The sequence below is a fragment of the Micromonospora sp. NPDC049580 genome (assembly GCF_040675595.1).
Lineage (GTDB): Bacteria > Actinomycetota > Actinomycetes > Mycobacteriales > Micromonosporaceae > Micromonospora.
In genome coordinates, this window is record NZ_JBFAPG010000030.1 from 1 (window position 1) to 25,209 (window position 25,209).

23 protein-coding genes and 3 tRNA genes are annotated in these 25,209 nt (G+C 66.3%); 24 read left to right on the forward strand and 2 right to left on the reverse strand.

The annotated features are described in order from the left end of the window. The first annotated feature begins 287 nt into the window (after positions 1–287). Together AB0J68_RS04785 and AB0J68_RS04790 are read left to right on the forward strand one after the other, a co-directional pair. The gene (locus AB0J68_RS04785) at positions 288–3,116 is read left to right on the forward strand and encodes an ATP-binding protein (protein WP_363936173.1); all 2,829 of its coding nucleotides are present in this window, start codon (positions 288–290) and stop codon (positions 3,114–3,116) included. A gap of 4 nt (positions 3,117–3,120) precedes the next feature. Further along, positions 3,121–4,299: a DNA methyltransferase gene (locus tag AB0J68_RS04790; protein WP_363936176.1), complete on the forward strand. Its 1,179-nt coding sequence runs from the start codon at positions 3,121–3,123 to the stop codon at positions 4,297–4,299. A gap of 563 nt (positions 4,300–4,862) precedes the next feature. Here the strand turns inward: AB0J68_RS04790 and AB0J68_RS04795 are convergent. Continuing rightward, entirely contained in the window at positions 4,863–5,285 is a 423-nt protein-coding gene (locus AB0J68_RS04795) for a GntR family transcriptional regulator (protein WP_363936179.1), read from the reverse strand. Positions 5,286–5,836: 551 nt separating this feature from the next. Between AB0J68_RS04795 and AB0J68_RS04800 the strand changes: the two genes are divergently transcribed. The 4 genes from AB0J68_RS04800 to AB0J68_RS04815 all read left to right on the forward strand — a co-directional run bounded on the left by AB0J68_RS04800 (position 5,837) and on the right by AB0J68_RS04815 (position 8,244). Continuing rightward, the gene (locus AB0J68_RS04800) at positions 5,837–6,172 is read left to right on the forward strand and encodes a hypothetical protein (RefSeq protein WP_363936180.1); all 336 of its coding nucleotides are present in this window, start codon (positions 5,837–5,839) and stop codon (positions 6,170–6,172) included. Continuing rightward, a complete protein-coding gene (locus AB0J68_RS04805) occupies positions 6,165–6,509 on the forward strand; it encodes a precorrin-4 C11-methyltransferase (protein WP_363936183.1) in 345 nt (114 codons plus the stop codon). Before AB0J68_RS04800 ends, AB0J68_RS04805 begins: the two co-directional genes overlap by 8 nt. Before the next feature lie 149 nt (positions 6,510–6,658). Further along, entirely contained in the window at positions 6,659–7,480 is an 822-nt protein-coding gene (locus AB0J68_RS04810) for a GntR family transcriptional regulator (RefSeq protein ID WP_363936186.1), read from the forward strand. Then, positions 7,468–8,244 (forward strand): glycosyltransferase, encoded by a 777-nt coding sequence (locus tag AB0J68_RS04815; RefSeq protein WP_363936189.1) that lies wholly within the window; start codon positions 7,468–7,470, stop codon positions 8,242–8,244. Before AB0J68_RS04810 ends, AB0J68_RS04815 begins: the two co-directional genes overlap by 13 nt. Here AB0J68_RS04815 and AB0J68_RS04820 read toward each other — a convergent pair. Then, entirely contained in the window at positions 8,234–8,665 is a 432-nt protein-coding gene (locus AB0J68_RS04820) for a hypothetical protein (protein ID WP_363936209.1), read from the reverse strand. The genes AB0J68_RS04815 and AB0J68_RS04820 overlap by 11 nt on opposite strands. A 1,329-nt stretch (positions 8,666–9,994) precedes the next feature. On the opposite strand from AB0J68_RS04820, the gene AB0J68_RS04825 reads away from it, so the two are divergent. The 18 genes from AB0J68_RS04825 (at position 9,995) to nusG (ending at position 25,168) form a co-directional block, all read left to right on the forward strand. After that, a complete protein-coding gene (locus AB0J68_RS04825; protein ID WP_091402451.1) occupies positions 9,995–10,390 on the forward strand; it encodes a transcriptional regulator in 396 nt (131 codons plus the stop codon). 175 nt (positions 10,391–10,565) lie between these two features. Next, on the forward strand, positions 10,566–12,161 hold the full coding sequence (locus tag AB0J68_RS04830) for an FtsK/SpoIIIE domain-containing protein (protein ID WP_363936191.1): 1,596 nt from the start codon (positions 10,566–10,568) through the stop codon (positions 12,159–12,161). Then, positions 12,158–12,424, forward strand: coding sequence for a hypothetical protein (locus tag AB0J68_RS04835; protein ID WP_363936194.1), 267 nt, complete (start codon positions 12,158–12,160; stop codon positions 12,422–12,424). Before AB0J68_RS04830 ends, AB0J68_RS04835 begins: the two co-directional genes overlap by 4 nt. Before the next feature lie 3 nt (positions 12,425–12,427). Beyond that, entirely contained in the window at positions 12,428–12,616 is a 189-nt protein-coding gene (locus AB0J68_RS04840) for a hypothetical protein (RefSeq protein ID WP_210923555.1), read from the forward strand. Then, positions 12,613–13,155 carry a DUF2637 domain-containing protein gene (locus AB0J68_RS04845; RefSeq protein ID WP_363936196.1) on the forward strand — a complete coding sequence of 181 codons (543 nt, stop codon included), beginning with the start codon at positions 12,613–12,615 and terminating at the stop codon, positions 13,153–13,155. Before AB0J68_RS04840 ends, AB0J68_RS04845 begins: the two co-directional genes overlap by 4 nt. After that, a complete protein-coding gene (locus AB0J68_RS04850) occupies positions 13,152–14,906 on the forward strand; it encodes a replication initiator (RefSeq protein WP_363936198.1) in 1,755 nt (584 codons plus the stop codon). Before AB0J68_RS04845 ends, AB0J68_RS04850 begins: the two co-directional genes overlap by 4 nt. Further along, a complete protein-coding gene (locus tag AB0J68_RS04855) occupies positions 14,903–15,088 on the forward strand; it encodes a helix-turn-helix domain-containing protein (RefSeq protein ID WP_363936201.1) in 186 nt (61 codons plus the stop codon). Before AB0J68_RS04850 ends, AB0J68_RS04855 begins: the two co-directional genes overlap by 4 nt. After that, on the forward strand, positions 15,085–16,521 hold the full coding sequence (locus AB0J68_RS04860; RefSeq protein WP_363936203.1) for a tyrosine-type recombinase/integrase: 1,437 nt from the start codon (positions 15,085–15,087) through the stop codon (positions 16,519–16,521). The genes AB0J68_RS04855 and AB0J68_RS04860 overlap by 4 nt, the downstream gene beginning before the upstream one ends. A gap of 73 nt (positions 16,522–16,594) precedes the next feature. Then, entirely contained in the window at positions 16,595–18,094 is a 1,500-nt protein-coding gene (locus AB0J68_RS04865) for a hypothetical protein (RefSeq protein ID WP_363936206.1), read from the forward strand. Positions 18,095–19,540: 1,446 nt separating this feature from the next. Beyond that, positions 19,541–22,069, forward strand: a complete 2,529-nt coding sequence (locus AB0J68_RS04870) for a bifunctional diguanylate cyclase/phosphodiesterase (protein ID WP_354854328.1) — start codon at positions 19,541–19,543, stop codon at positions 22,067–22,069. Between the two features lie 93 nt (positions 22,070–22,162). Continuing rightward, positions 22,163–22,235, forward strand: a tRNA-Thr gene (locus AB0J68_RS04875). Positions 22,236–22,259: 24 nt separating this feature from the next. After that, positions 22,260–22,332, forward strand: a tRNA-Met gene (locus tag AB0J68_RS04880). 132 nt (positions 22,333–22,464) lie between these two features. After that, complete coding sequence (gene rpmG, locus AB0J68_RS04885) at positions 22,465–22,632, forward strand: 50S ribosomal protein L33 (RefSeq protein WP_007073056.1); 168 nt, start codon at positions 22,465–22,467, stop codon at positions 22,630–22,632. Between the two features lie 125 nt (positions 22,633–22,757). Further along, positions 22,758–23,204, forward strand: a complete 447-nt coding sequence (locus tag AB0J68_RS04890) for a MaoC family dehydratase N-terminal domain-containing protein (protein ID WP_355067657.1) — start codon at positions 22,758–22,760, stop codon at positions 23,202–23,204. A gap of 1 nt (position 23,205) precedes the next feature. Next, a complete protein-coding gene (locus tag AB0J68_RS04895) occupies positions 23,206–23,598 on the forward strand; it encodes a MaoC family dehydratase (RefSeq protein WP_355067655.1) in 393 nt (130 codons plus the stop codon). Positions 23,599–23,727: 129 nt separating this feature from the next. Next, positions 23,728–23,800, forward strand: a tRNA-Trp gene (locus AB0J68_RS04900). 213 nt (positions 23,801–24,013) lie between these two features. Further along, complete coding sequence (gene secE / locus AB0J68_RS04905; RefSeq protein WP_355135909.1) at positions 24,014–24,406, forward strand: preprotein translocase subunit SecE; 393 nt, start codon at positions 24,014–24,016, stop codon at positions 24,404–24,406. 39 nt (positions 24,407–24,445) lie between these two features. Next, positions 24,446–25,168 carry a transcription termination/antitermination protein NusG gene (gene nusG, locus AB0J68_RS04910; protein ID WP_354854322.1) on the forward strand — a complete coding sequence of 241 codons (723 nt, stop codon included), beginning with the start codon at positions 24,446–24,448 and terminating at the stop codon, positions 25,166–25,168. The last annotated feature ends 41 nt before the right edge of the window (positions 25,169–25,209 follow it).

The window sequence follows — 25,209 nt, forward strand, 5'->3', positions numbered from 1 at the left end:
CGGCTTGCCGCCGGCCGGCTCACCGCCCGCGCCGTGCGGAGCGCGGCGCCTTGATCCAAAACAGAGCAATTCGGCAGCATCGTGAGGGCTGCAAGAGGGAGCAAAGCGCTTCGCTTACAAACTCTCATCCCGCCATCGACGAGCGAGGTGGGTCCAAGGGCCAGACCGGACCCTTCTGTCGGCTTTGGCGCGGTAGGGTAGCGCACGCGTGCGCGGCATGGTACTTGCAGGGCTAGGTATCGACCTTGATTCACGGATGATCCATCGCCAACGGGGAGGATCTAGCCTTGACCGACGATGTTGCCACTGCCAGCGCTTCGACTGACGACCCCACAACAGCACGAGCCGGCGAACCGCGCCCCCCCAGCCAGCGGGTAGATGTAGAAGGGACTGCGGCCGAGGTCGACGCAGGGAGCGTCCATGTCGCCGACTTCGCGTCTGAGGGTTCGATTGTCGACACAGTCCCGGTGCACATCTCTTACGGCATTATCGAACGTTTTTCCGAAGGTCTTTACAGTTCCCCGAATAAGACCTTCGAAGAGCTAGTGACGAACTCGTACGATGCCGGCGCCGAGACGGTTTGGGTTTACCTTTCGTCGGATCTCGCCGCCGACGGTGCCACCATCGTCGTTGTCGACGATGGTGAGAGCATGGATATTAATGGGCTGAAGGATCTTTGGCGAATTGGCGACTCACGGAAACGTGAAGTCGAACCGCCCAAAAACCGCCCTCGCCCTGTCGGGAAGTTTGGCATTGGCAAGCTGGCGACTTATGTACTTGCCGATAACCTTACGTATCTCACTCATAGGGACGGCAAGTACCTAGCGGTCACCATGGATTATGGACGCGTAACAGGTAACACCGAACTACTTTCCGGCATTCAGCTTGCTCTTGAAGTCGTCGAACTAAGCCGCGCACAAGCTCTTGAGTCTCTTCACCGCGCCCTAACGCCTTTCGCGCCAGGGCGCCAGTGCCGAGCGGTTGCCACTCTCTTCGACGCGGATGACGCAGCGAAGGACGCTCCCAGCTGGACCGCTGCGATTCTCACATCCCTCAAGCCTGTTGCCCAGAACGGAATAGAAGTCGGTCGGCTTCGCTGGGTGCTACGCACGGCGCTGCCTCTGAACCCCGGCTTCAACCTTTGGATGAACGATGCCCCGCAGCCGCCGTCGAAGGCAAGTGGGGCAACGAGTTGGGTATTCACCGTGGGCGTCAACGAGGATCAGCTGGTTAAGAATCGCGAATCTCCGTGGGGACCGGGCACTCCGACGACGATTAAGCAGGAAGAACTCACCCTTGTCGAGACCGAAGGCCCGGATGGCGCGCACCATAGCCGTTTGGAAAAGGTGGAGAAGCTTGTTCCCGCGATCAAGTTGCCGCATGCCGGATTGGTATGGGGCCAAGCCCACCTCTACGAGAAGCCGTTGCTGCGAGGCAAGAGTGGAGGGTTAGGGCGCAGCCATGGCTTCTTTGTCCGGGTCCGCGGCCGCCTAATCAACCTTGACGACGAAGACTTTTCGCTCGGACCGGAACTGAGGCATGGAACTCTAACGCGGTTCAACATGGAAGTAAACGCGGACGACCTTGATGACCAAGTCGCTAGCGCCCGCGAAAGTCTCCGCGAATCCTTAGCGCTCACTGAACTTAAAAACTACCTTCTAGCGATATTCAACAAGGCCCGGGGGGTATCCAAGGAACAGGATACCGGGGACAAAATGGGCGCCCTGTCTAAGAATGGTCGACTTGCTGATCCTCCGCCGGCCTTGAGTCAAGGTCCGCTCAGGCGAATGCTGCAAAGAGCTGCTGACGGCGACCCGTCGATCCGGGAAGCCCTAGGTCTTGGCGATGAAGATTTGCCGGAAGTAGAAAATGCGCTGCAGGATGGCATGGACCTGGTGGATAAAGTCGTCCTTGAGCGGCTCGATTCGCACGAGGGAATCATGGTTTATGACCCCAAGCGACGCGCTGCGGTCTTGAATCAGGGGCACCCGTTCGTCGTTAATTACATTGACAGTAAGCGGGTGGCAGAGCCCCTCAAGCTGCTAGGACTGACAGAAATCCTGACGCAAGCCTATCTGCTGGACGAGAACGTGGCGCCGGATGTGGTCGCACGAGTGATGCGACGGCGCGACAGCTTCCTCAGGGCAATAACACAGCGCTATCCTCATTCGGCCCACATCATTGCTCAAGCGCTTAGAGACGCCAGCAACGATGAAAACGCCCTTGAGGATGCCGTCGCTGACGCGCTGGAACTCTTGGGTTATGACGTACTCAGGCTGGGCGGGTCGGGACACGGTACAGATGGAGTAGCGACCGCTCGGCTCGGGCTACGCAAGGAGCCGATGACCGACAGCTATGCCTTCACTTACGACGCCAAATCGACCGCCAATGCCGTCGGCCAACTATTGAAAGATGAGGACGGCAAGCCGCTCTACGGCGAGGATGGCAAGCGGCTTCGCGCCGAATCGTCGCCCGGCAAAATACGTGCTGATACTGCAAGAACCTCTATTCTCAAAGTCCACCGGCAAAGGGCGTCAGCCAAACACGAACTCCCAGTCGAGCCCGCCTTTACGCTTCTAGTTGCTCCTGGCTTCCAAGGAGGACAAGACGAAGAGGGGCTGATCAATGACGTTTGTGTCAACGACGCCATTACGGCCATTACGGTGCAAGACCTTGCCACTCTAGTGGAGTTGTTTGCACTTCAAGGACTAAATCCTCACGACCTACGTACGTTGTTCGACGAGCGAACCCCTTCACAAACGCGGGCTTGGGTAGAAGCCCGCAGTAGAGCGGCCAGGGTTCCCAGGCCTCCGGTAGCCACGCTGGTTGATTGCATTGTCCGCTACAGCGAACAAAAGAGGGTTACGAGCAAGGATGCCCTTGGTGCGTATCTCGCTGCTGAGGGTCATGACTTGCGAGCGGATGAGATCGACGCCCTTGTTCGAGGCCTTCAAGCGCTGGCGCCGAGGTCCGTATTCACGGACGACAGGGTTGTGGCTCTAAACGCTACACCCGCTAGCTTGTACCGCGAGATCAGGGAATCCCTGGACCTCTTCGATGATGAGCTTGTGAATCAGTACCGACAGACAGTACCTGCTGATGACGAGAAGAGGTAGGTACGTGAACCACTTACTGCCGCCGCCGATTCACCCTTTCCCGGCTCGGATGGCACCTGAGATTGCGATCGAGTTTTGTCGTGCACTCCCGCAGGAAGCCTTGGTTCTTGATCCAATGGTGGGTTCCGGAACCACCATTCGAGCAGCAATCGATAGCGGGCACCAGGCCATTGGGATTGACATGGATCCGCTCGCCGTGCTCATCTCCAAGGCGTGGACCACGCCGGTAGATTCATGTCTCTTTCGACGCAGGTATGAGGAGGTGGCGAGGAATGCACAAGTGCTGGTAAACCAAGACCTCCAACTCCCCTGGATCGACGACGACATCGAGACCGGAGAATTTACCGAACGCTGGTTCGGGAAGCCCCAGCGCTTGGCTCTTCGTGCGTTAGCCCATGTCTTACATGGCCGGCGTGGGCCGAGCTGGGACTTGTGCCGCGTCGCCTTTAGTCGAATCATCATAACCAAAGACAAAGGCGCGTCGCTTGCACGCGATGTGTCTCACAGTCGCCCTCATATTAGTTACCAGTCGTCGAATTTCGACGTAATTTCGGGCTTTGAGCGAGCAGCGGAGACGATCGCGAGGCGATTGGAGTCGGAACCACCGCGCAGGCGAGCGACGGTCCGACTGGGCGACGCCCGGAAGCCCAAAGTAGCTGCCGGCACGGTGGATGCCGTTATCACCTCTCCTCCCTATTTGAATGCCATTGACTACCTCCGAGGGCATCGTATGTCGCTGGTCTGGTTTGGGTACACCATGAAGCAACTACGAGAGATTCGCGGTGCTGAGGTAGGCGCCGAGCGGTCGCTGCGGGCCTGCGATCAATTCCTCGCCGACACGATGCATGAGATGGGGCAGATCGACGATCTTCCCCCACGACTTCTGGGGATGGTGCGCCGCTACGTGCGAGATACAAGGGATTTGGGGGCGGCTATCGCTCGCACCTTAAAGCCTGGGGGGCAAGCCCTCTTCGTGGTCGGTAACTCCAGCCTCAAAGGCGTATTCCTGCGGAATGACAAGGCCGTAGAACTTGCCGCCAGCGCAGCCGGTCTTACGCTCGCAAGCAGAATGGAGCGGGAGTTACCGCCGAATCGTAGGTATTTGCCACCGCCGACTGGCGGTGATGGCGACCTCAACCAACGCATGCGTAGCGAGGTTGTCATGACTTTCAAGCGACCGTAAAGGTTGCTGGTTGGGGCGAAGGCGAGGGTTCAGCGCCCTCGCCCTCCCATACGCCATCGACCGCCCTCCTAGGGAGCGCGGGCAGCCGCCCCGGCCCGCCACGTCAAATGGGACCTTAACGGCTCGTACGGACGCTGGCGGGTCGGGAGGTGGTCTGCTCGGCTCGCCCGGGTCGATGGCGACGGGCGGGATGGCCTACCGCGACGAACCACGGACCGTGATCCGCCGACGGTCTCCCGGTCATCCTGGAGCCGGGAGCGCCCCCGCCGGAGGCGCCAGTAACCGCAACGCCGTACCCGCTAGCTCTCCGACCCGGCCGGCGTGCGCTCCGCTACGCCGTGCGGGCTCTTGGCCGCGCAGCCCGGCCGGCTGCCAGCCACCCCACCGATCAGCGCTGCTGTCGTCATGCGGCGGCCCCGGCTACCCGCCTTCCGCGCCAGTGGCCGGGCGTGTTGCGTGGGCCGGAGTCGGGAGCGCCAGCGAAGCGACGGACGCGTGCCCAAGCGGCGGCACGGCGGCCCGTCTCGGGCCGCTTCGAGGATCTAGCGGAGGTGCGAACTGCTTTATTCGTCTGCCGTGGGCAGTCGGTAGGTCCTGCAGACCGCTCGAACGGCTCCGTTCGTTCGAGCGAGGCTCTGTTGTTCGATCAGGGCCGCGCCCACCTCTACAGCAAAGAGGGCTGCAAGCTCCGCGTCGGCGGCGACTCGGCGCTGTTGCGTCTCCATCTCGGAACCCTCGTCGAACCTGCGCTCGTGGCGGCGGAGGGTTGCATAAGTGCCGCGGCCGTGTTCGGTGGCCACCAAACCTGCGTCTCGTAACTCGGCTATTGCCTGACGAACCGTGCCGCGCGCTGCCTCAAATTCGGCGGTGAGTGCGCTCTCAGCCGGCAGGAGGGCTCCGCGTGCAATGACGCCGCTCTCGATGCGCTCTCTCAACTCGTCGGCGATGGCGCGGTAGCGGGGCTGTCCGTAGTGCGGGGTGGGCACCTGCTCACCGTACCTGGCACTTGTCTTACCAAGTGCCAACCAAGTGATCTGTTTCGACACCTAGACAACTCGTCCACTTGTAGATACGTTTCCTGGTGTGCGGCTGGGGTGACGGCTCGTGTCAGGGGTGGTCTCGCGCTGACCCTGGTCGCATCTGATGCGCGGCGTCCTGTCGGACCGGTTGCGGTAGCCGCGCGTACAAGTTGGCTCGGCGATACCCGACCCGTCCGGCGTCGGACGGTGCGCCGTGCCTTCATCCGGGCCGGTGGCCGGCTGCATTCCCCCGTGGCTGGCCACCGGTCCCCGCCTACCCGTGGAGGTGCGATGTCCGGCTCCCATCGTCGACACCATTGGCTCTCGTCCTGGTGGTCTCGGAGACGCCTATCTGCCCAGGCTGCCAGCGGCAACGTTCCATCGAGTCCCCTCGCGGCTTCTACGACCATCTCGCCAAGGTGGTCGACGGGCACCACCCGTGAATTGCCTGCGCTTAGGTATGCACCGCTGATGACGCGGGCCCAGCTTTACCGAGGCAACGGCGGGCGGTGGCCGCGATGAGTCGTACGAACAAGCCGGCGGCCGTCACGAGCCACCCGGACTGGTGCGTCCCGGACCGCTGCGGCTATCTGGTGCCGCCGGTCATGACGCATATGGCCCGCCGTCATCGCGGCCCAATGCAGCGAGCCGGCGACAGCCGGGCGGGCGGACTCGTCGTCACGTACCTCATCAGCAGTGAGGCTCTGGGTGTTCCGATGGTTGGCGTTCACGTGACCTGCCGGGCCGGGAACGCCTGGGCCGAGTTGTCCTTGCCGCAGGCAGCCCAACTGGTCGAGCAACTTCGCGGATCGCTGGCGCAGGCCACCGGGCAGCAGGGGGCCGGCGATGAGTGAGGGCGCCGCCAGCCCAGAGAAACCGTCGCAGTCGTCGATCGCGCCGTTCGTGTGCCCGGTCTGGTGTCGGGGCTGCGGACCGAACGACCCGATGCACCGCGGGCTTCTCTCCACCATCGGACGGGAGCGGACCGGCTGGGTCACCGTCCAACTGATCGTCGACCGGTTCGCCCGCCGGGACCTGGCCGTGAAGCTCGATGCGACCCGATACGGCGCGACGCAGACCGTACTTCTGTCGCCCGCGCAGGTGGACCGGCTCATCGACGAGCTGATATACGCCCAGCTGGAGATGCTGACACCGGCAGAAGGCGGCGAGCGGGCCGGAGAGACGCGGTGAACGCCAATACCCGTCGGGGCTCAGCCGTTCCTCGTCCTCCTGGCCTGCGCCCTGCGCGGCCACCACGAGCAGCGGTAGCCGTACCGCCGGTTCCTGAGCGGCCCGCCGGCGGGACCACCTGGCAGACGTTGGAACGTCTAGGGGGTACGGTGACCGGTGTGCATGGCCGGGACTGGCGCCCTCGCTACCTGCAACTCGCGGAGGAGTTGCGGGCGAAGATCGTGAGCGGCGAACTTGCCCCCGGAACTCTGATGCCGAGTGAGACCGAGTTGGCCGACACCTCGGGCCTGTCGCGCACGAGCGTCCGCAACGCCATCCGGCAGCTCCGGGAATGGGGCCTGGTCCGTGCGGAGCAGGGGCGCGGCACCTACGTGCGGGCACCGCGCCAGCGGGTGCGCCGTCGCAACACCGAGCGGTACCAGTGGGAGAAGGATCGCGTCCTGCTCGACGAGGACGAGCGGCTGAAGACTGGCGCCACCGAGCACGACACCGGCCTGACCGTCAACGACCTGAAGTTCCACGCTGAGTACTCCCGGGTGGAGGCGGATGCGGAGATGGCGGCGGCCTTGCAGGTCGAGCTGGGCACTTCGCTGCTGCGCAGGGTCTACTGGACGTCGTCTCGGCACGAGAACGCGCCGCTGACCGTGTCGTACTCCTACCTGCCGTACGACTTGGTGGCCGCGAACCCGGACCTGCTCGACGCGGGCAAGGAGCCGTGGCCGGGCGGTACGCAGCATCAGCTCTACACGCTGGGCGTCGAGTTGGACCGGATTGACGACGAGATCCGCGCCCGTCCGCCGTCGCCGGATGAGGCCGAGTTGTTGGACATCGACCCGGGCGTCTCCGTGCTCACCGTGCGGAAGACCTCGATCGACACCACCGGCCGGGTCGTTGAGGTCGCCGACGTGGTGATGCCGGGCGACCGCACCGAGCTTGTCTACTCCCACAAACTCCAGCGGTGGAAAACTTGACGCAGCTCGTCTCGGTCATCACCCCGGTCCACGCGCCCAGCATCGAGTACCTGACTGGCGCCTACGAGTCGTTGGCCAAGCAAGAGATGCCTGATGGCTGGGACTGGGAATGGCTCGTCCAGGAGGACGGGCAGACCGACGCCCTGGTCGACGCGCTGCCTGACGATCCCCGGATCAGTCTCGGCACCGGCCGCCCCGGTGGGCCTGGTGTTGCCCGTACCCTCGCTCTTTCCCGAGTCTCCGGGCAACTCATCAAGGTCTTGGACGCCGACGACCAGTTGACCCCCGGCGCGCTCGCCCGGGACATCGCCGCCTTCGACGTGCATCCGCAGATCGGCTGGACCACCTCGCGGGTACTCGACCTGCTGCCCGACGGGTCGACCGCCGGATGGGACAAGGACCCGGCCGGCGGGGTCATCGACCGCGGTTCGGTCCTGACGTTTTGGAAGGCCAACGACTACCGGGCATCGGTGCACCCGGCGACCCTGTGCCTGCGGCGAGATCTCGTCTTCGCCCTGGGCGGCTGGATGGCTTTGCCGGCCTCCGAGGACACCGGCCTCCTGCTCGCCGCCAACGCGGTCGCAGCGGGCTACTTCACCCGGGAGTACGGCCTGCTCTACCGCAAGTGGGCCGGTCAGGTCACCAGCCAGGCCGCGCATCGGGAACCGGCCGAGTACAAGGGACGGATGAGGATCATCGAGGCCCGAGCCAACGCCCTGGCCTCGATGATCCCGAACGGCTTCACTGGTAGCGCTACGGCGTAGCCTCGTGCCCCGGCATCCCGTGGGTTCGCCGCCGCTCCTTCATCTCCGCCTCGAAGATGTGCCGCCGACCGCCGGCTAGCTTCTCGCGCGCGTCCCGCTCGATCTCCTGGAACGCGGCGTAATAGCCATCGTCGAACTCCTCCACGATCTGGAACGTCCACCGGCCGGGTAGCACGTTGCGTCCCAACAGCTCGCTCTCGACCCGGTCGGCCACCTCGTCGTGCCCCGCCTCGCGGAGCAGCTTCACGACCCGGTCAAGAGTGAGATCCGCGCCGCCGACGAGCTGGTGCACCGAGTAGAGGTGCCCTCGCACCCGATGGATCGTCTCCAGCGCCTTGCTCAACTCGCCGAGAGCCTCCACGGTCGTGTCGTCCACCCCGGCCGGCCGCGAGTGTGCCTCGTCGACCGAACGCCGTTCCATCTGCTCTGCCACAACTGCTCCGGTACCCGCCAGAGGGGAGTTCAAGCGGGAGGCGATGCATTGTCTGTGGACTCTAAGCCCGCACCGTGTCGGTGCTTGACGACCGCCTGCGCCTGTTGTATTAGGCACTCTGCGTGCTCCGGGCTGAATAGTCTTAGAGTCGAATCTTCCGCTGGGTCCGGTTGCAATTTCTGGCGCCGATGTGTCTATGATTATCGCGAGTCATAATCGGCTGCCCGAGCGACGCAAAACCGTTGAATCGCCAAGATCAAGAATGGCGATCAGACCGAGTTCGCGTGAGGTGGTGGAGCATGGCTCGATCCCGGAAGCGGTCCAAGCCTCGGCAGGTGCGAGGCCGAAACCGCAGGAGGCGTGGTTGGCTGCGGCAGTACGGCGTTAAGGCTCTGACCTGGGTAGTCAGGTTGGGCATCGCCGTGGTTTCGCTGACCACTCACTTCAGGGATGGGTCTGGAGGCCAGGCCACCTAGTAGGTGACCCGGCCCCCAGGTGGGGCTCCCGCGTTAGCTTACCGGCGCAGCGGGGGCCCCTTTTCTCTGCGCCCACTCAACTACGTGAACGCAGACTCCTGAGCGTGGGTGCGTTGAACGTTCAACGCTTCCCAACTTCTAAAACCAAGCGTATAGCACTCGGCGCTGCTCGTCACTCTGCCACAGTTGCAGTATCAGCGACTGTAATCCTTGCAGTAACAGCTACAGCAATATTTACAGTGTTGCTTGCAGTGGTCGTTGCAGCGTTGCGTACAGCAGTTGCAGTATTCAGCAGACCTTCGTTGGCAGCAAGCGTGGCGACATCGCAGGCGCCCGATCGGCTGACAAGGCTGGTGACTCTTCGGCCAGACGGCAGGTGGCCGTTACGGCTTGCTAGCTAGCAAGCTTGCTAGCTAGCAAGGCCGTGGGCGTGTGCGCGCGGACCTAGAGAAGTTTGCAAACAAGTTTGCGTGCTTGTTCTCATGCATGCTCACCCATCAGGCGTCGCTTGGCGGGCGCGAGCAGTGGAGTCTTCGAGCTGCGTTGCTCCTATGTGGCTCCGACCACAGCGACTGGCACTGTTCCCTGCACAGCTGCCGCTAGGGGCCGCGCTCGCTCCAAGTAGTGGGAGCAAGAGCATGCCGCCAGCCGTCGAACAGCTTGTCTTCCCGTGTCCACGCCCTAACTCGCTGGCGTGGTCTCTGTCGATCCTCTGGGCTGGGCCCTTGGTGCCGGATGGTGTTGTCGGCCCAACTCGGCGGCTTGTTGTTGACTTGTCTGCCAAGTGCCGTCTACCTTGGATGCAACTTGGCAGACAAGTTAACAAGTTGGAGGTTGAGCGATGGCTCTGCGAGGCGGCACGAGGTTCGCGGTGCGGTGTGAGGACGTGTTCCCGGCGGGGTGCGCGTTGGTGCCCGAGTCTCTGGGCGAGGTCGAGGACTACGACGAGAAGACCGGTCGGCGTAGCCCGGCGAAGGACAAGCTGACCGGCCAGCGGGTGTGGCAGGTCCGGGTGATGGACCTGGATCCGGAGCTGGGGAAGCGGTCGCGGGAGACGACGGTGAAGATCTCGGCGGACTACCAGCCGGTGCCGCCGACGGGTGGCCTGTTCGAGGCGGTGGAGTTCGACGGCATGACGGTCACGCCGTACGTGGGCAACAACGGTCGGATGGCGTATTCGCTGCGGGCGACCGGGATGCGTGCCCCGGCGGGCGTGGCGACGAAGGCGGCGCAGTAGCTGCATCTGGTGGGGGCGGGGCTGGCAGGTCTTGGCGGACGGCAGCCCCGCCCTCTGTCTCTTTCCCCTGCTCTGTTGAGAGAGGTAGTGACATGTCCAAGCGTATGCCTGCCGTCCTGCGGCGGCCCACAGTGGCGGGTGCCCGATGATTCGCCGGCCGCGTGGCGAGGTCGTGATGACCACCGCTGGGGACCTGATGGTGATCCGGCCGCGCCGGCTGGAACTGCCGGTCTGGCTGATCGCGCTCGGCCTGGTACTGCGGTGGATGTGGCGGGGCCTGTGGTGGTGCCTTCGCCACCCGGTCGCCGTCGGCCTGGTCGTGGCCGGGGCGAGCCTTTTCCGCGAGTTCGGCCGGACCGGCGTGATCGTGCCCGTGGTCCTGGCCGCTGCCGTGTCGGCGCTGTGGCGCTGGCGGCACGAGTCGTCCTGGTGGACCTGGTGCGCCGGCCCGATCCTTGGCCGGTTCCGTCAGCTCTTCGTCTACCGGCGGGCCTGGCGCGAGGCAATGACGCTGTGCGGGCTGGCCAAGGTGTACGACCACCGAACGGTCCTGCCGGAGCTGCTGCGGGTCCGCTCGGATCAGGCGCTCGACGTGCTGACCATCCGCATGGTCCGCGGCCAGACACCGGAGGAGTTCCAAAAGGCGACGGCGAACCTCGCGTACGCGTTCGGCCGGCGGCACGCCCGGGTCTACTCCGAGCGTCCCGATGACCCGCCGATCCGGTCGGGCTACTGGGCGCTGGTCCTGGGCGCGGTGGACCGGCTGCGGTTCCGGGACCGGCCGTCGGTGGTCTACCTGGTGGTGGTCCGCACGGATGCGTTGCGCACCCTGGTCGACCCGTTCGACGTCCCGTCGGTGCCCGACTTCACCGCTCTACCCCTGGCGCGACGGGAAGACCTGCGGCACTGGTGTCTCCACCTGCTTGCCACGCACGTCCTCATCGGCGGTGCCACCCGCTCCGGTAAGGGCTCGGTCCTGTGGTCGCTGGTCCGCGTCCTGGCCGGCGGGATCTCCTCCGGGCTGGTCCGGCTCTGGGTGATCGACCCCAAGGGCGGCATGGAGTTCGCCATGGGCCGGCCGCTGTTCGCCCGGTTCGCCTGCAAGTCGTTCGAGGCCATGGCCGACCTACTCGACGAGGCCGTGACGGTCATGCGGGAGCGGCAGACCCGGCTTGCCGGTGCCGTGCGGGTGCACACTCCGACCCTGGCTGACCCCTTGGTCGTGGTCGTCATCGACGAGATGGCGGCACTGACCGCGTACCTCCAGGACGTCGACCTGCGTAAGCGCATCGCCGGGTCCCTCGGGTTGCTGCTGTCGCAGGGTGCCGGCGTCGGCGTCCTGGTGGTGGCCGCGTTGCAGGACCCTCGCAAGGAGGTGCTGCCGTTCCGGGACCTGTTCCCGACCCGGATCGCGCTCGGCCTGACCGAGGCCGCTCAGGTCGATCTCGTGTTGGGCGACGGTGCCCGCAACCGGGGTGCCCTCGCCGACCAGATGCCGCGCTGGGCCAAGGGCGTCGGCTACGTGATCCTCGACGGCATCCCCGAGCCGGCCCGGGTCCGCTTCTCCTACATCTCCGACGACCACATTCGGGAGCTGGCTGCCGAGTACCCGGCCCCGGCTGACGCGGCGGACATCCTCGCCCAGGTCGGCCGGGAAACTGCCACCGAACCGACCCGGCTACCCCTGCCCCGGCAGCGTCGTGGACCACTGCTACCCGACTCGCTGCTGAACATCCTCGACCGGGACACCGACGGGGGTGAGCCGCGGTGACCGCCCCGACCGACGGCCGAACCTTCTACCGCCTCCGCGCGCCCGGCAGCGACGGTGCCACCAGCACGGCCGTGTCCGTCCGCGTCGACCCCGCTCGGCCCGATCCGTACCCGGTCTATCTGGCCGTCGGTGGCGGTCGGCGCCGCATGTACCTGACCCCCGACGAGGCGTGGGCGCTGTGGCGCTGCCTCTCCGAAGCGGTGGCCTCCCTCGGCGAGCCACCCGACCACATCCGTACCCGCGTCGCCCCGGCCCGGAGGTAACCGATGTCTCTCAAGAGCTTCTTTCTCGGCACCCACCGCCTCAAGCCACTGCACATCGAACTCAACGGCTCCCCGGACCGGCTCGCTGGGGCCCTGCACGGCCTGGCGCACATGGTCAACCGCCGCCGCGACCTCAACGGCCAACAGATCTCCATCACCCTCACCATCCGCGACAACGGCAGCGGCCGATGATCCGCGAACGCGCCGAATCCGGCGTCCGGGTGCTGATCCTGCTCGCCATCGGCACTATGGCCGGCGCCGCCGCCTTCACCCACGTCCACGACCTGACCGTCGCCCACGGCCAACCCGACTGGATCGGCTGGGCCAACGCCGTAGCGGTCGAGCTGATGGCCATCTACCTCGGCCTGGAAATCCGCGCCCGCCGCCGAAGTGGTCGACCCGTCGGCCTGGTCGGCGTCCTCCTGATCGCGTTCGCGCTGCTCTCCCTCGCCGCCCAGGTCGCCGAAGCCGAACCGTCCGTCTGGGGCTGGATCGTCGCGGCGGTGCCGTCGCTGGCCTTCCTCGCCCTGGTCAAGGTCGTCCTGTCCAGCGGACCCGCCACCCCGCCGGCACCCGAACCCGATCAGCCGCAGGACGATTGGTACGACGAGCCGCAGCCGGTCGAACTCGCGCCGCCGGCTCCGGTGATGCCGCCGGCATCAGCCGCGGTGCTACCTCCGGTCCGCGTCGTCCACCCCAACCGGCCCCAGGTCGTCGGGATCATCCGATGACGGCACCGACCCTGCCCGGCCTCGAACCCGCCCCAACCCCGGTCGCTCCTCGGCCGGGCTCGCGGGCGGCCCGCATGGCGCTACCCCGCTCGATCGACGTCCTCAAGGACATCGCCATCGAGTACGGCGTCTGCGTCCGCCCGCTCGCCATGCGCCGCACCGACCTCGACACCGGCCTGACCGAAGTAATCGACCTGCCCTGCGGCGCCACCCGCGAGGACAAGTGCCCGCCCTGCGCCAAGAAAAACCGCCGGCTACGGCAAGCCCAGATCCGCGAGGGTTGGCACCGCGACGACGAGCCGCTACCCAGCCCGGAACCCGCGACCGAGGCGCAGAAGTCACTGATCCTGTTCCGTGCACACCTGGAGTTCTCCCGCGACGAGGCCGTACGCGCTGCCCAGTGGGACCAGGTGACCGACCTCGACGAGGCAATCCGCGAGGTAGAGGAAGCCATCGCCGCTGAGGGCCTACGCGGGCGCGTCGGACCACCGCACGCCACCGACGACGAGGACCAGGACGACGAGTCCGGCCCACGGCGCAAGCGCTCCACTAAACGACGCCAGGACGCTCCCGAGCTGCCCCGACGCAAGGTCGAACGGCGCACCGTCGGCAGGACCTACACGGCCCCGGACGGCTCCACCTACCAACCGTCGATGTGGCTCACCCTCACCCTCGACTCGTACGGCCCGGTCCGCCCCGACGGCACCCCGATCAACCCGGCAAGGTACGACTACCGCCGTGCAGCCTGGGATGCCGTGCACTTCCCCCGGCTACTAGACCGGTTCTGGCAGAACCTGCGCCGCTGCGAGGGCTGGAACGTCCAGTACGCCGGCTGCGTCGAGCCGCAACGCCGTCTAGCCCCGCACGCCCACTTCGCCATCCGGGGCACCATCCCTCGGGACGTGCTCCGCACCGTGGCGGCGGCGACCTACCACCAGGTGTGGTGGCCCTCGGTCGAGGTCCAGCGCTACACCCTCGACCGGCTCCCGATCTGGGACGAGCAGGCGACGGCATGGGTAGACCCGGACACCCGCGAGCCGCTGACCACCTGGACGGAAGCACTCAACATCATCGACGACGACCCGGACGCGGAACCGGTGCACGTCGTCCGCTTCGGCGCCCAGGTCGACGCCCGCGGCGTCATGCCCGGCACCGAGGACGCCGAACGGACCATCCGGTACGTCACGAAGTACATCACCAAGCACACCGGCGACTGCCACAAAGCGACCACCGACCGGCAACGCAAGCACCTCGACCGGCTCTGGCAGCAACTCCAGCTGACGCCGTGCACCGACCGCTGTGCCAACTGGCTGCTCTACGGCGTCCAGCCCAAGAAGGCGCACGCCAAGCTCAAGCCCGGCCGCTGCAAGGGCAAGGTCCACCAGCGCGACACCCTCGGCATCGGCGGCCGGCGCATCCTCATCTCCCGCGACTGGTCCGGAAAGACCCTCGCCGACCACAAACACGACGCGCGGGCCTGGGTCCGGGCACTGCTCGGCGTCACCACCGACGGCACGCAGCTCGTCGACGACCAGGGCGCCACCACCGAACGGGTCCGGCACGCCTGGGAACTCGCCCGACCCGACGACCCCGACGTCGGCCCGATGACCCACCGGCTCATGCGGTCGATCAGCGAACGCGCCCGCTGGCGGTCCGAACTGCTCGCCGCCAAGGACCGGGCCGCGCAGGGCTCCTCAGATCTTTCGGCAACTCAGCACAGCGCACAGCACGACGGGGAGGAGACGCAGTGAACGAGGAGTTGTTGACCGTGGCGGAAGTGCTCGCCGAGCTGCGCGTACCGCGCTCGACCTGGTTCTACTGGCGGCAGACCGGCAAGGGACCACGGGTCATCAAGCTCCCGAACGGGCAGCTTCGGGTTCGCCGGTCGGCGCTCGGTCGGTGGCTCGGTGACCTGGAGCAGGACGCCGCGTGAAGAGCTACGAGGTCCAGATCTGGGAGATCGGTAAGCGCGCTGACCGGAAGGCTCGGCCGTGGCGGGTCCGTTGGGCGGTGAGCGGCCAACGCTTCGAGGACATGTTCCGTACCAAAGCCCTGGCGCACTCGTTCCGCGCGGAGCTGGTCCAGGCGGCCAACGCGGGGGAGCCCTTCGACCCGGCCACCGGCCGCCCGGTCTCCGAGGCCAGAACCAAGAACCCCACCACCTGGTACGCGCACAGCCGCGCGTACGTCGAGATGAAGTGGCCCCGGGCGGCGGCCAAGACCCGGCGATCGATTGTCGAGGCGCTGACCTCCATCACGGTGACCCTGACCCGCCCGGCCAAGCGCGGCCGGCCGGCTGATGCCCTGCTCCGTGAGGCGCTGTACCTCTACGGCCTCAACCCCCGCCGCTGGTCCGACGAGATCCCCGCCGAGCACGCGGCGGCGCTGGCCTGGCTGGAAACCGCGTCCCTGCCGGTCGTCGAGCTGGACTCACCCGCGATGGTCCGCCGAGTCCTCGACAGCCTCTGCGTACGCCTCGACGGCAAGCCCGCGGCTGCCTCCACCGTCCAGCGGAAGCGGGCCACGTTCTACAACGTGCTCGGGTACGCCGTCGAGCTGGAGCTGATCGACTCCAACCCGGTCGACAAGGTGCAGTGGACGGCCCCCGAGGTCGCGCAGTCCATCGACCGGCGGGTGGTGGCGAATCCGGCCCAGGTCGCCACGCTGTTGGAGGCGGTGAAGTCTCTCGGCAAACGGGCCGACAAGGTCACGGCGTTCTTCGGCTGCCTCTACTACGCGGGCATGCGTCCCTCGGAAGCTGCGGACCTACGGCGGGAGGACTGCGACCTTGCCGGCCGGTGCGCCGATTGCGGGGTCGACTTCGACGACCTGGCCGCGGTCAAGCCGTCCCGGTCCTGCGACCACGAGAAGATCGAATATCGCTGGGGCCGCCTGGTGCTCGCCGGCACCTCGCCGCGCGCCGGGTCGCACTGGACCGATGATGGCGGTTCACACGAGCGGCGCGGACTCAAGCACCGGGGGAGGGCTGAGACTCGTACGGTCCCGATCCCGCCTCGGCTAGTCGAGCTGCTGTGCGCGCACGTCGAGAATCACGGGGTTGGCCCGGACGGTCGGTTCTTCCGGGGCCTGCACGGTGGGCCGCTCTCCGAGTCGGTCTACGACCGCTGGTGGAAGCTCGCCCGCGAGAAGGCGCTGACCGAATCGCAGGTCGCCTCGCCGCTCGTCCGCCGGCCCTACGACCTGCGGCACGCGGCGGCCTCACTCTGGCTGAATGCCGGCGTCCCGCCGACTGAAGTAGCCCGGCGCCTGGGCCACGGCGTCGCCGTCCTGCTCCGCGTCTACGCCAACTGCATCGACGGCGGCGACGACACCATGAACGACAAGATCGGCGACGCCCTCGGATGACTTTCTAAGCAGTGGTCCCGGACGTCCTGCTGAGGCTCATGTGGACGGGATGCGGTAGAAGGAGGGGGTGGAGATGTCCGCATCGAAGGACGCAGTCGGGCCCGAGGCCCGTGTCAAGGTTGGTTCGATTCCAGTCACCGGTAGTCACGTGCCGGAGTTGCGGCTCTGGGGTATTCGCCGGTCAATTGCTCTGGCAGTTGTGGCGGCGGTGTTGCTCGTTGGGGGCCTGATCGCTGCAGCGCTCTGGTACGCGGGCTGGCCTGGAATCAAGCGCGATGCAACGGTCACAGCAGCGACTCTGTTCGACCTCTTGAAGCTTGTGTTTGCCGTCGTAGCGGGCATGGGCGGCGTTGCTGCATTGGTGGTCGCATACCGGCGGCAGCGAGTAGCGGAGCATACAAACGCGCTGGCGGAATTCGCTCACCAACTGGCACATGCTGCTGACCTGCGGGCCGAAGTCACCAAGGCTCTCGCTCTAGCAGCGGATGAACGGGCCAAGATAGAAACCGAGCGTAACGGTGTCCGCCTCTACAATGAACGCTTTGCCAAGGCGTCCGAGGAGCTTGGATCGGATAAGGCGGCAATACGGCTTGCCGGGGTCTACGCCATGACCGGTCTTGCAGATGATTGGCAGGAAGGACGGCAAACCTGCATTGACGTCATCTGCGCGTATCTCCGAATGCCCTACGCCCCGCCGCCACCAACATTGAACGGGGCGCAGACGTATCCTGGCGATCAGGCAGCGGGCGTTAATACGGAGGCGATTCGGAACGCCTACGAGGAACGGGAAGTACGCCATACTGTCATCCGACTAATCGGCAGGCATTTATCTCTTGCCGCGGACGATCCAACATCATGGTATGGCCTCGACTTCGACTTTACTGGCGTAACATTCGACGGTGGCGACTTCTCGAACGCGACGTTCAGTGGCGGTCGAGTGTCCTTCGTCGGGGCGAGGTTCGACCTCGGGGAGGTGACCTTCGCCAGGGCGACGTTCAGCGGCGGTGAGGTGTTGTTTGACCGGGCGAGGCTTTGCGGCGGAATAGTTTCCTTCGGGCATGCGACTTTCAGTGGCGGTCGGGTGTCCTTTGACGACGCAATCTTGAATGGCGGACGGACATCCTTCGTCAGGGCGACGTTCAGTGACGGGGAGTTGTCGTTTGACGGGGCGACGTTCAGCGCCGGGGCGTTGAACTTCGATAGGGCAACTTTCAGTGGCGGACGGGTGTCACTCGATGAGGCAACCTTTAGTGGCGCGCGGGTAACTTTCCTTAGGGCGATATTCAGTGACGGGGCGGTATCCCTGGATGACGCCACCTTCAGCAACGGGCAGATGGTTTACAGCGGGGCGACCTTCAGTGGTGGACGGGTGTCCTTCGCCGGGACGACGTTCAGTGGCGGACGGGTTTCCTTTGACAGAGCGATGTTCGATGGCGGGCAGGTGTCCTTTGCCGGGGCGGGGTTCAGTGGGGGAGAGGTGCGGCTTGATAAGGCATTCATCGAGGTGCCCGCTACGTTCGACGATTGGCCTACTGGGACTCTTCCCAGTGGGCTGTTGCTGCCGAAGGCGTGAGCGTGGGCACATGGTGGGCGGCTAGCGTGATAGCTCCGGTTTGGAGCAGAGAAATGGCAGGTCGCCTCCGCTGGCTGCGGCGAGATCGCTAACGCCCTGTAAATCCGTCGCGAAAGCTACAGAGGTTCGAATCCTCTACCCGCCACCAGGTGCAGACACGGCCCCTGACCAGCAGAGATGCTGATCGGGGGCCGTTGTCGTTTGTCCGGCCGAGTCCGGCCGCGTCCAGCCGTTACCGACTGGTTGTGGGTATGTCGATCATGTCGCTGTGAGGTCTGCTGCGGATGCTCGTGCTCCGGGAACCGGAGGCGATCTCCTGACGGATGCCGCTCCAGATCGGCCTGCAACCGAAGGCCGTTGTCTCTTGATGTGCACGACCGGCTCTGCACAGGGCTCGTGTCACCCTCCCGGTGCCTCGCCGCCGACCGGCGTCGTGGCTGCGATGTTGCTGACGAACCGGCTCGGGCTGCTGGGGTTGGGGTTGCCCGGGCCAGCACATTGGTTGGCTCACCATGCCCAAGGTGCATCTCCGGGTAGAGCACCCGGGGTGCCCCAAAGGAGGCTCTGCTCCTGCTCGGCTGCCACAGGGTTGGGCCCAACTGCCGGACGTGGCCCCCAGCGCCATGGCGACGGGTCCCGCCACGCAGCTACGTCGAGGGGTGTCTCCATGCTGGGGCCACTGGAACAAGGCGGGTGCTTCGCGGCCCACGGGGTGCCGGAGGCCGAAATGTGGGCCCCGTTCCGACTGCTGCGGTAGGACGCCGCCACGCCGGCTTGAGCGCCCGTACGCCTGATGGCGCACGCAACTTGCATCTTTGGGGGTCGATGGGATTGCGCAGGTGAGCTGCATCTATGCTGTTCATGGTCGAGCGGCGGCAGGAGGCGTCGTCCATGTGAAATGAACCCGACGAGGTACTGGCGAGATGGCGCGGAGCCGGTATGGTGGTCGATGGCCGGACTTAAGGCGCGCGTTCGGGTCGCACAGGCCGATGTTACTGAGCGTAACGTTCGAACCGGATGTGTCGAGTGCTTATAGGTGGACCCGGATTGCGTTGAAGGTCGTTTTCAGCACTGCGCGCAGCGGTGAACTGTCTCGCAAGCTCGTGATCTGGCCCAGTGCGACGAGGGCGGTGGGCCGAACGGCGGGAAGTAACAGACGGTGGTGCCAGTCGGGCGGCCACCACTTCTCTGGTTGCCCGTGCTGTGGCACGATCGTGGAACCTCCACTACCCCACGAGACCTTCCGACAGGAGCAATCTTATGTCTGGTCGTAGGTTGGGCCGGCTGTATGGCTCGCTCCTCATCCTTGCCGCCGTCGCCACCATGGTCATCGCCAACCACGGTGTACCCGCCGATTTGCACCTCACGGACGTCGTCTGGGTCTGACGACCCCTGTCCGACGGGCCACCGCTTGTCAAGGGACACGCCACACCGCCAGGGAGCGGAATGATCGCGCGGGACCAGTCGAGGCGCAGGTCGTCGGAAGACGCCTGGATCATCACCGCTCCGCTGATCCTTCTGGCTGTCGCCTGCGCAACCCTCACCGGTCTGGTCTCCGACCGGCCGTTCGGCGACTGGCACTGGGCAGCGCTCCTTCTCGCGGCGATGATCGCCGCGGGTCTGCCGCTGCTGGTGCTGGTCGCCCGCCGGCAGTCGGTGGCCATGACGCTTACCGAGTTGCCGCTCGTCTTGGCGCTCTACTTCCTGCCGCCGCTGACGGTCGTCGTCATCTACACGCTCGCGTCCCTGGTCACCCAACTGCGACACCGGATCACGGCGCCCAAGGTGTGGTTCAACGTGGCGCGGGCCGCCGCCGGGACGTCGCTCGCCACTCTCGTCCTCCAGGCGTTGCCGCCGAGGTCGGGTGTCGGCCCGACGACGTGGGTGAGTCTCTGCTGCGCGATCAGCGTGGTGTTCCTGGTGAGTCTCACCGCCGTCATGTCGGTGCACACCCTGTTGCAGGGCTGGCAGGCCGGCCGGGAAGCCCTCCGCGCGGCGCCGTCACTGCTCCTGACCGCAGGCATCAACGTCGCCGCCGGTCTGGTCGTCCTGATCCTGATCAAGGCGTCCTGGTGGTCGTTGGTGCCCCTGGCCGCGCTGGCGGCCGGGCTCGCTCTGGTCTACCGCTCGTACACCCAGTTCTTTCGCCAGCACCGCACGCTCACCGACATGTACGAGCTGAGCATGGCGGTCGCGGCCAGCGGCCAGGACGGCACCCTCGTCGACGCCCTGCTCGGCCGGGTGCGTGCGCTGATGCAGGCCGAGTACGCCACCCTCTGGCTGCCCGCACAGGGCCGTCACCCCGAGATTCTGCTCACCGCGCGAGTCGAGGATTCTGGCCTGCTGGATCTGTCCCTGACCCCGTCGGCGTTGCGGGAGAAGGTGTTGGAGACCGCTCGCCCGGTGACTGTCGGCCGTGGCGTGACAAGTGATCCCGAGTTCAGGGCCAGCCTCGCCGAGCGGGGGGTCAAGGACACAGTGGTCGTTCCGCTCCGCTCAGGTGGTGTGGTGATTGGGACACTCGAGGTCACCAACCGGCTCGCCGACCCGCTGTACTTCACCCAACGCGATATCTCGGTATTCGAGACGGTGGCCGCCCACGCCTCTGTGGCGCTCGAAAATTCGCGACTTGTCGACCGCCTGCGGCACGACGCCTACCACGACACCCTGACGCGGCTGCCCAACCGGCGGCGCATCACCGCAGCGCTGGACGAGTCGGTCAAGGTTGGCGCGCCGGGTGAGGTGGTGGCGTTGCTGCTCTTCGACGTCGACGGATTGCGCCAGGTCAACGAGTCCCTCGGCCACGCCGCCGGGGACAAGGTGCTCGTCGAGGTCGCCAACCGGCTGCGGGCCAGCGCGCCGTCGTCGGCCCTGGTGGGTCGCGTCGGTGGGGACGAGTTCCTGGTGACCCTGCGTCTGGAGAACGCCGACGCCGCGCTGGAGTTGGCCGAACAGCTGCGCGACCAGATCCGCGACGAGATGGTCTTCGACGCGCTCACCCTGGACGTGAACACCGCCGTCGGGGTCGTCGTACACCCAGATCATGGCAGCGATGCCGCGACCCTGCTGCTCCGCGTCGATCTGGCGGCGAACGCCGCCAAATCGGTGCCCGGCAGCGTGCAGTTGTTCAACCCGGGCCTGGAATCCCGGTCGTTGCGCCGGCTGGGTCTCGCCGGTGACCTGCGTCAGGCGTTGGACCAGAACGAGCTGGAGGTCTACTTCCAGCCCAAGGTGACCTTGCGGGACCGGCGTCTGCTCGGTGTCGAGTGTCTGGCCCGGTGGGAGCACCCGACGCACGGCACCGTCGCTCCCGAGGACTTCGTGGCGGTTGCCGCGCACACCGGCCAGTTGAGTCGGCTCACCGAGGTGGTGCTCCGCGAGGGTCTGCGGCGCAGCCGGGACTGGGCCGAGGCCAACCAGCCGCTGCCCATCGCGGTGAACCTCGCCGCCCGTACGCTCACCGACCAGCACTTCCCGGACCGGGTGCAGGAGCTGTTGACCGAGTACGGCGTGCCGGCGCAGCGCCTCACCCTGGAGATCACCGAGTCGGGGGTCCTGGACGGCACGGACCGGCCGATCCCGACGCTGCGCAGGCTCCGCGATCTCGGCGTCCGGCTGTCGGTGGACGACTTCGGCACCGGTGACTCCTCGCTCGCCCACCTGCGCCGGCTGCCGGTGCACGAGGTGAAGGTGGACCGGTCCTTCGTGCAGGGCATGGCGACCGATCCGGGGGACCTGGCGATCGTCAACGCGGTGGTGACGCTCTCCCAGCAGTTCGGTCTGGCCGTGGTCGCCGAGGGCGTGGAGAGTGAGCTGACCCTGGAGCTCCTTCAAGACATCGGGTGCGAGATCGGCCAGGGCTTCCTGTTCAGTCGACCCCTGCCGTACGAGCGGTTGGCGGCCTGGTTCGGCGCTCAGGTCGACCCCGAAACGATCTCCGGTGGGGAGCTTCCGCGGCTGCGTGTCGTGCCCTGAGCTGGGCGTAGACGATCACCAGGGATCCGATTTCACCTGTCGAGCCGGGCCGTGTACTCTTACTTCTGCGCGCCCCACGGGGAGATCGCGCAGGCCCCCTTAGCTCAGTCGGCAGAGCGTCTCCATGGTAAGGAGAAGGTCTACGGTTCGATTCCGTAAGGGGGCTCGAGGGTTCAGCTGGACCCACCGCGGCGGTGTAGCTCAGATGGCAGAGCAAGCGGCTCATAATCGCTGTGTCGCCGGTTCAAGTCCGGCCACCGCTACTCTCGTCTTCCGGGCTCGTTCCCGGTGGTCGTGGAGATGGGCGCTACTGGCGCCCACTTTGCATGTCCGCGCAGTCAGCGTCTAGGCTGACGCGTCGTAGTTGTTTCCGTTAGCGAGGAAGGCACTCCGCCGTGGCGAAGGCTACCGATGTCCGGCCGAAGATCACTTTGGCGTGTGTGGAGTGCAAGGAGCGCAACTACATCACGCGCAAGAACCGCCGGAACGACCCCGACCGCATCGAGCTGAAGAAGTTCTGCCCGCGCGACGGCCGGCACACGGTTCACCGCGAGACCCGCTGATCTCTGGCTGGCAGTCGCCGGCCATTGACGAGGCCTTTCCAATCGCCGATCTGACCGGTACGGCGCGGCTCAGCCGCTGCCTGCCGACCAGATCGGCGATTGTGCTTCCCGTGTAGGTTCGCGGCATGTCTCTGGACCCTTCCTTCGTCGGACGGACGTATCCGCCGACCGCCCCCTACCAGGTGGGCCGAGAAAAGATCCGTGAGTTCGCCACGGCCATCGGCGCCACCGACGCGGCTCACCACGACCCGGTGGCGGCGCAGGCGCTGGGCCACCCGGACGTGGTCGCCCCGCCGACCTTCCCGGTGATCGTCACCATGGCGGCGAGCCGCCAGATCATCGAGGACCCGGCCCTGGGTGTGGACTACAGCCGGCTGGTGCACGGCGATCAGCGGTTCGCGTACACCCGGCCGGTGGTCGCGGGCGACGAGCTGGTCTGCACCAACACCATCGAGGACGTCAGCAGCCGGGGCGGGCACGGATTCCTGACCACCCGCACCGACGTGAGCACCGTCGCCGGGGAACCGGTGGTCGCCGTCTGGGCCCGGTACGTGATCCGCGGGGAGGGCTGAGATGGAGCTGCCAGCCAAGACGTTCCGGGTGACCCGGGCGGACCTGGTCCGCTACGCCGGCGCCTCGGGTGACTTCAACCCGATCCACTGGAGCGACCGGGTCGCCACGAAGGTGGGGCTTCCCGGGGTGATCGCGCACGGCATGTTCACGATGGCCCTGGTCGGTCGGGCGGTCGCCGAGTGGGCCGGGGCGCCCGACGCGGTGGTCGAGTACGGGGTGCGGTTCACCCGGCCGGTGGTGGTCCCGGACGACGACCAGGGGACCGAGATCGAGGTGACCGCGCGGGTCCGTGAGGTGACCGAGGACGGCCTCACCCGGCTCGATGTGACCGCGACCTGCCTGGGGGAGAAGGTGCTCTCACAGGCCCGGGCGACCATCCGGACCGCGCGCTGAATCGGGTCCGCCACGCGTGGCGGGGAGACCGGTTGGGAAAGTCGGGTGCCTACCCGTACACTGGTCCGCCGTGGGGCAAGTGACCCCTGCACGGTCGTCTGTGACCGCGTGGGGCGAGTGTTGCCGCACAGGGGTGTAGCTCAATTGGCAGAGCAGCGGTCTCCAAAACCGCAGGCTGCAGGTTCAAGTCCTGTCACCCCTGCGCCTCAGGCCTGACCGTTCCCGTGGGTCGCGCCGCCGACAAGGCGGCGTCCGGCCCGTGGTGGTGGCATCGGCGGGGTGGTTCCGAGGCATTCGGGGCCCCCGGTTGATCCACCGGCCGCGGCCCGTCGCGGGACGGTTTGGCCCGGCCGGCGTGACCAGCGCCGCGCACGCCGCCCGGCGTGCGACCCGAGATTCCGCGACGGAGGGCGAAGTGGCCGACAACAAGCGGCGCGGCGAGGACGCCGGCGACGATCGTCTGGACGACGAGATCGTCGACGACGTAGCCGACGACGACGCCTCTGGCGCGGACGAGCCGGTCTCCCGGGGAGGCACCGCGACGCGGTCCCGCGCCCGGGCTGAATCGGCGGACAGCCGGCCGACCACGCGGCCGGAAACCGGTCGGGTGGGCGTGTTCGGCCGCATCGCCCGGTTTTTCCGCGAGGTCGTTGCCGAACTGCGTAAGGTCATCTGGCCGACCCGCAAGGAGTTGCTGACGTACACCGCCGTGGTGGTCACGTTCGTCGCGGTGATGCTGACGATCGTGGGCGTGCTGGACTACGGCTTCGCCAAGGTCGTGTTGTTCGTCTTCGGCAACTCGGACTGACCGGCTGTCTCCAGCCGATAGTGACGGAAGTGAGCGAGCGTGCCTGAGTACGACGAGACCGCCGGACCGGTGGACGAGCAGTCCACGGTCGCGACGGCGGCTGGTGACGAGTCGGTTGAGGCCGCCAGCGAGCCGGAGTTCCCCACCACCGAGCCTGCGCCGGACGAGGAGTACGACCCGGTCGCCGAGCTGCGGCAGAAGCTGCGCTACGCCCCGGGTGACTGGTACGTGGTGCACTCGTACGCCGGTTACGAGAACAAGGTGAAGACCAACCTCGAGACCCGGATCACGAGCCTCGACATGGAGGACTTCATCTACCAGGTCGAGGTGCCGACCCGGGAAGAGATCGAGGTCAAGAACGGTAAGCGTTCGCAGATCCAGGCCAAGGTCTTCCCGGGCTACATCCTCGTCCGGATGGAGCTGACCGCCGAGTCCTACTCGTGTGTCCGCAACACCCCGGGCGTGACCGGCTTCGTGGGCGCGACCGACCGGGCCGACCGGCCGGCGCCGCTCTCCCTCGACGAGGTGCTGAAGTGGCTGGCGCCGGCCGTCGAGACCGAGCAGAAGAAGGCCAAGCCGGAGATCAAGGTCCTCGACTTCGAGGTCGGTGACTCGGTCACCGTCACGGACGGCGCGTTCGCGTCGCTGCCGGCCACGATCAGCGAGATCAACGCCGACCAGCAGAAGCTCAAGGTGCTGGTGTCGATCTTCGGCCGGGAGACCCCGGTGGAGCTCAACTTCAACCAGGTCGCCAAGATCTGACCGGTCGTCGGCGGCGGGCCCGGAACGGCTGGCCACCGAGC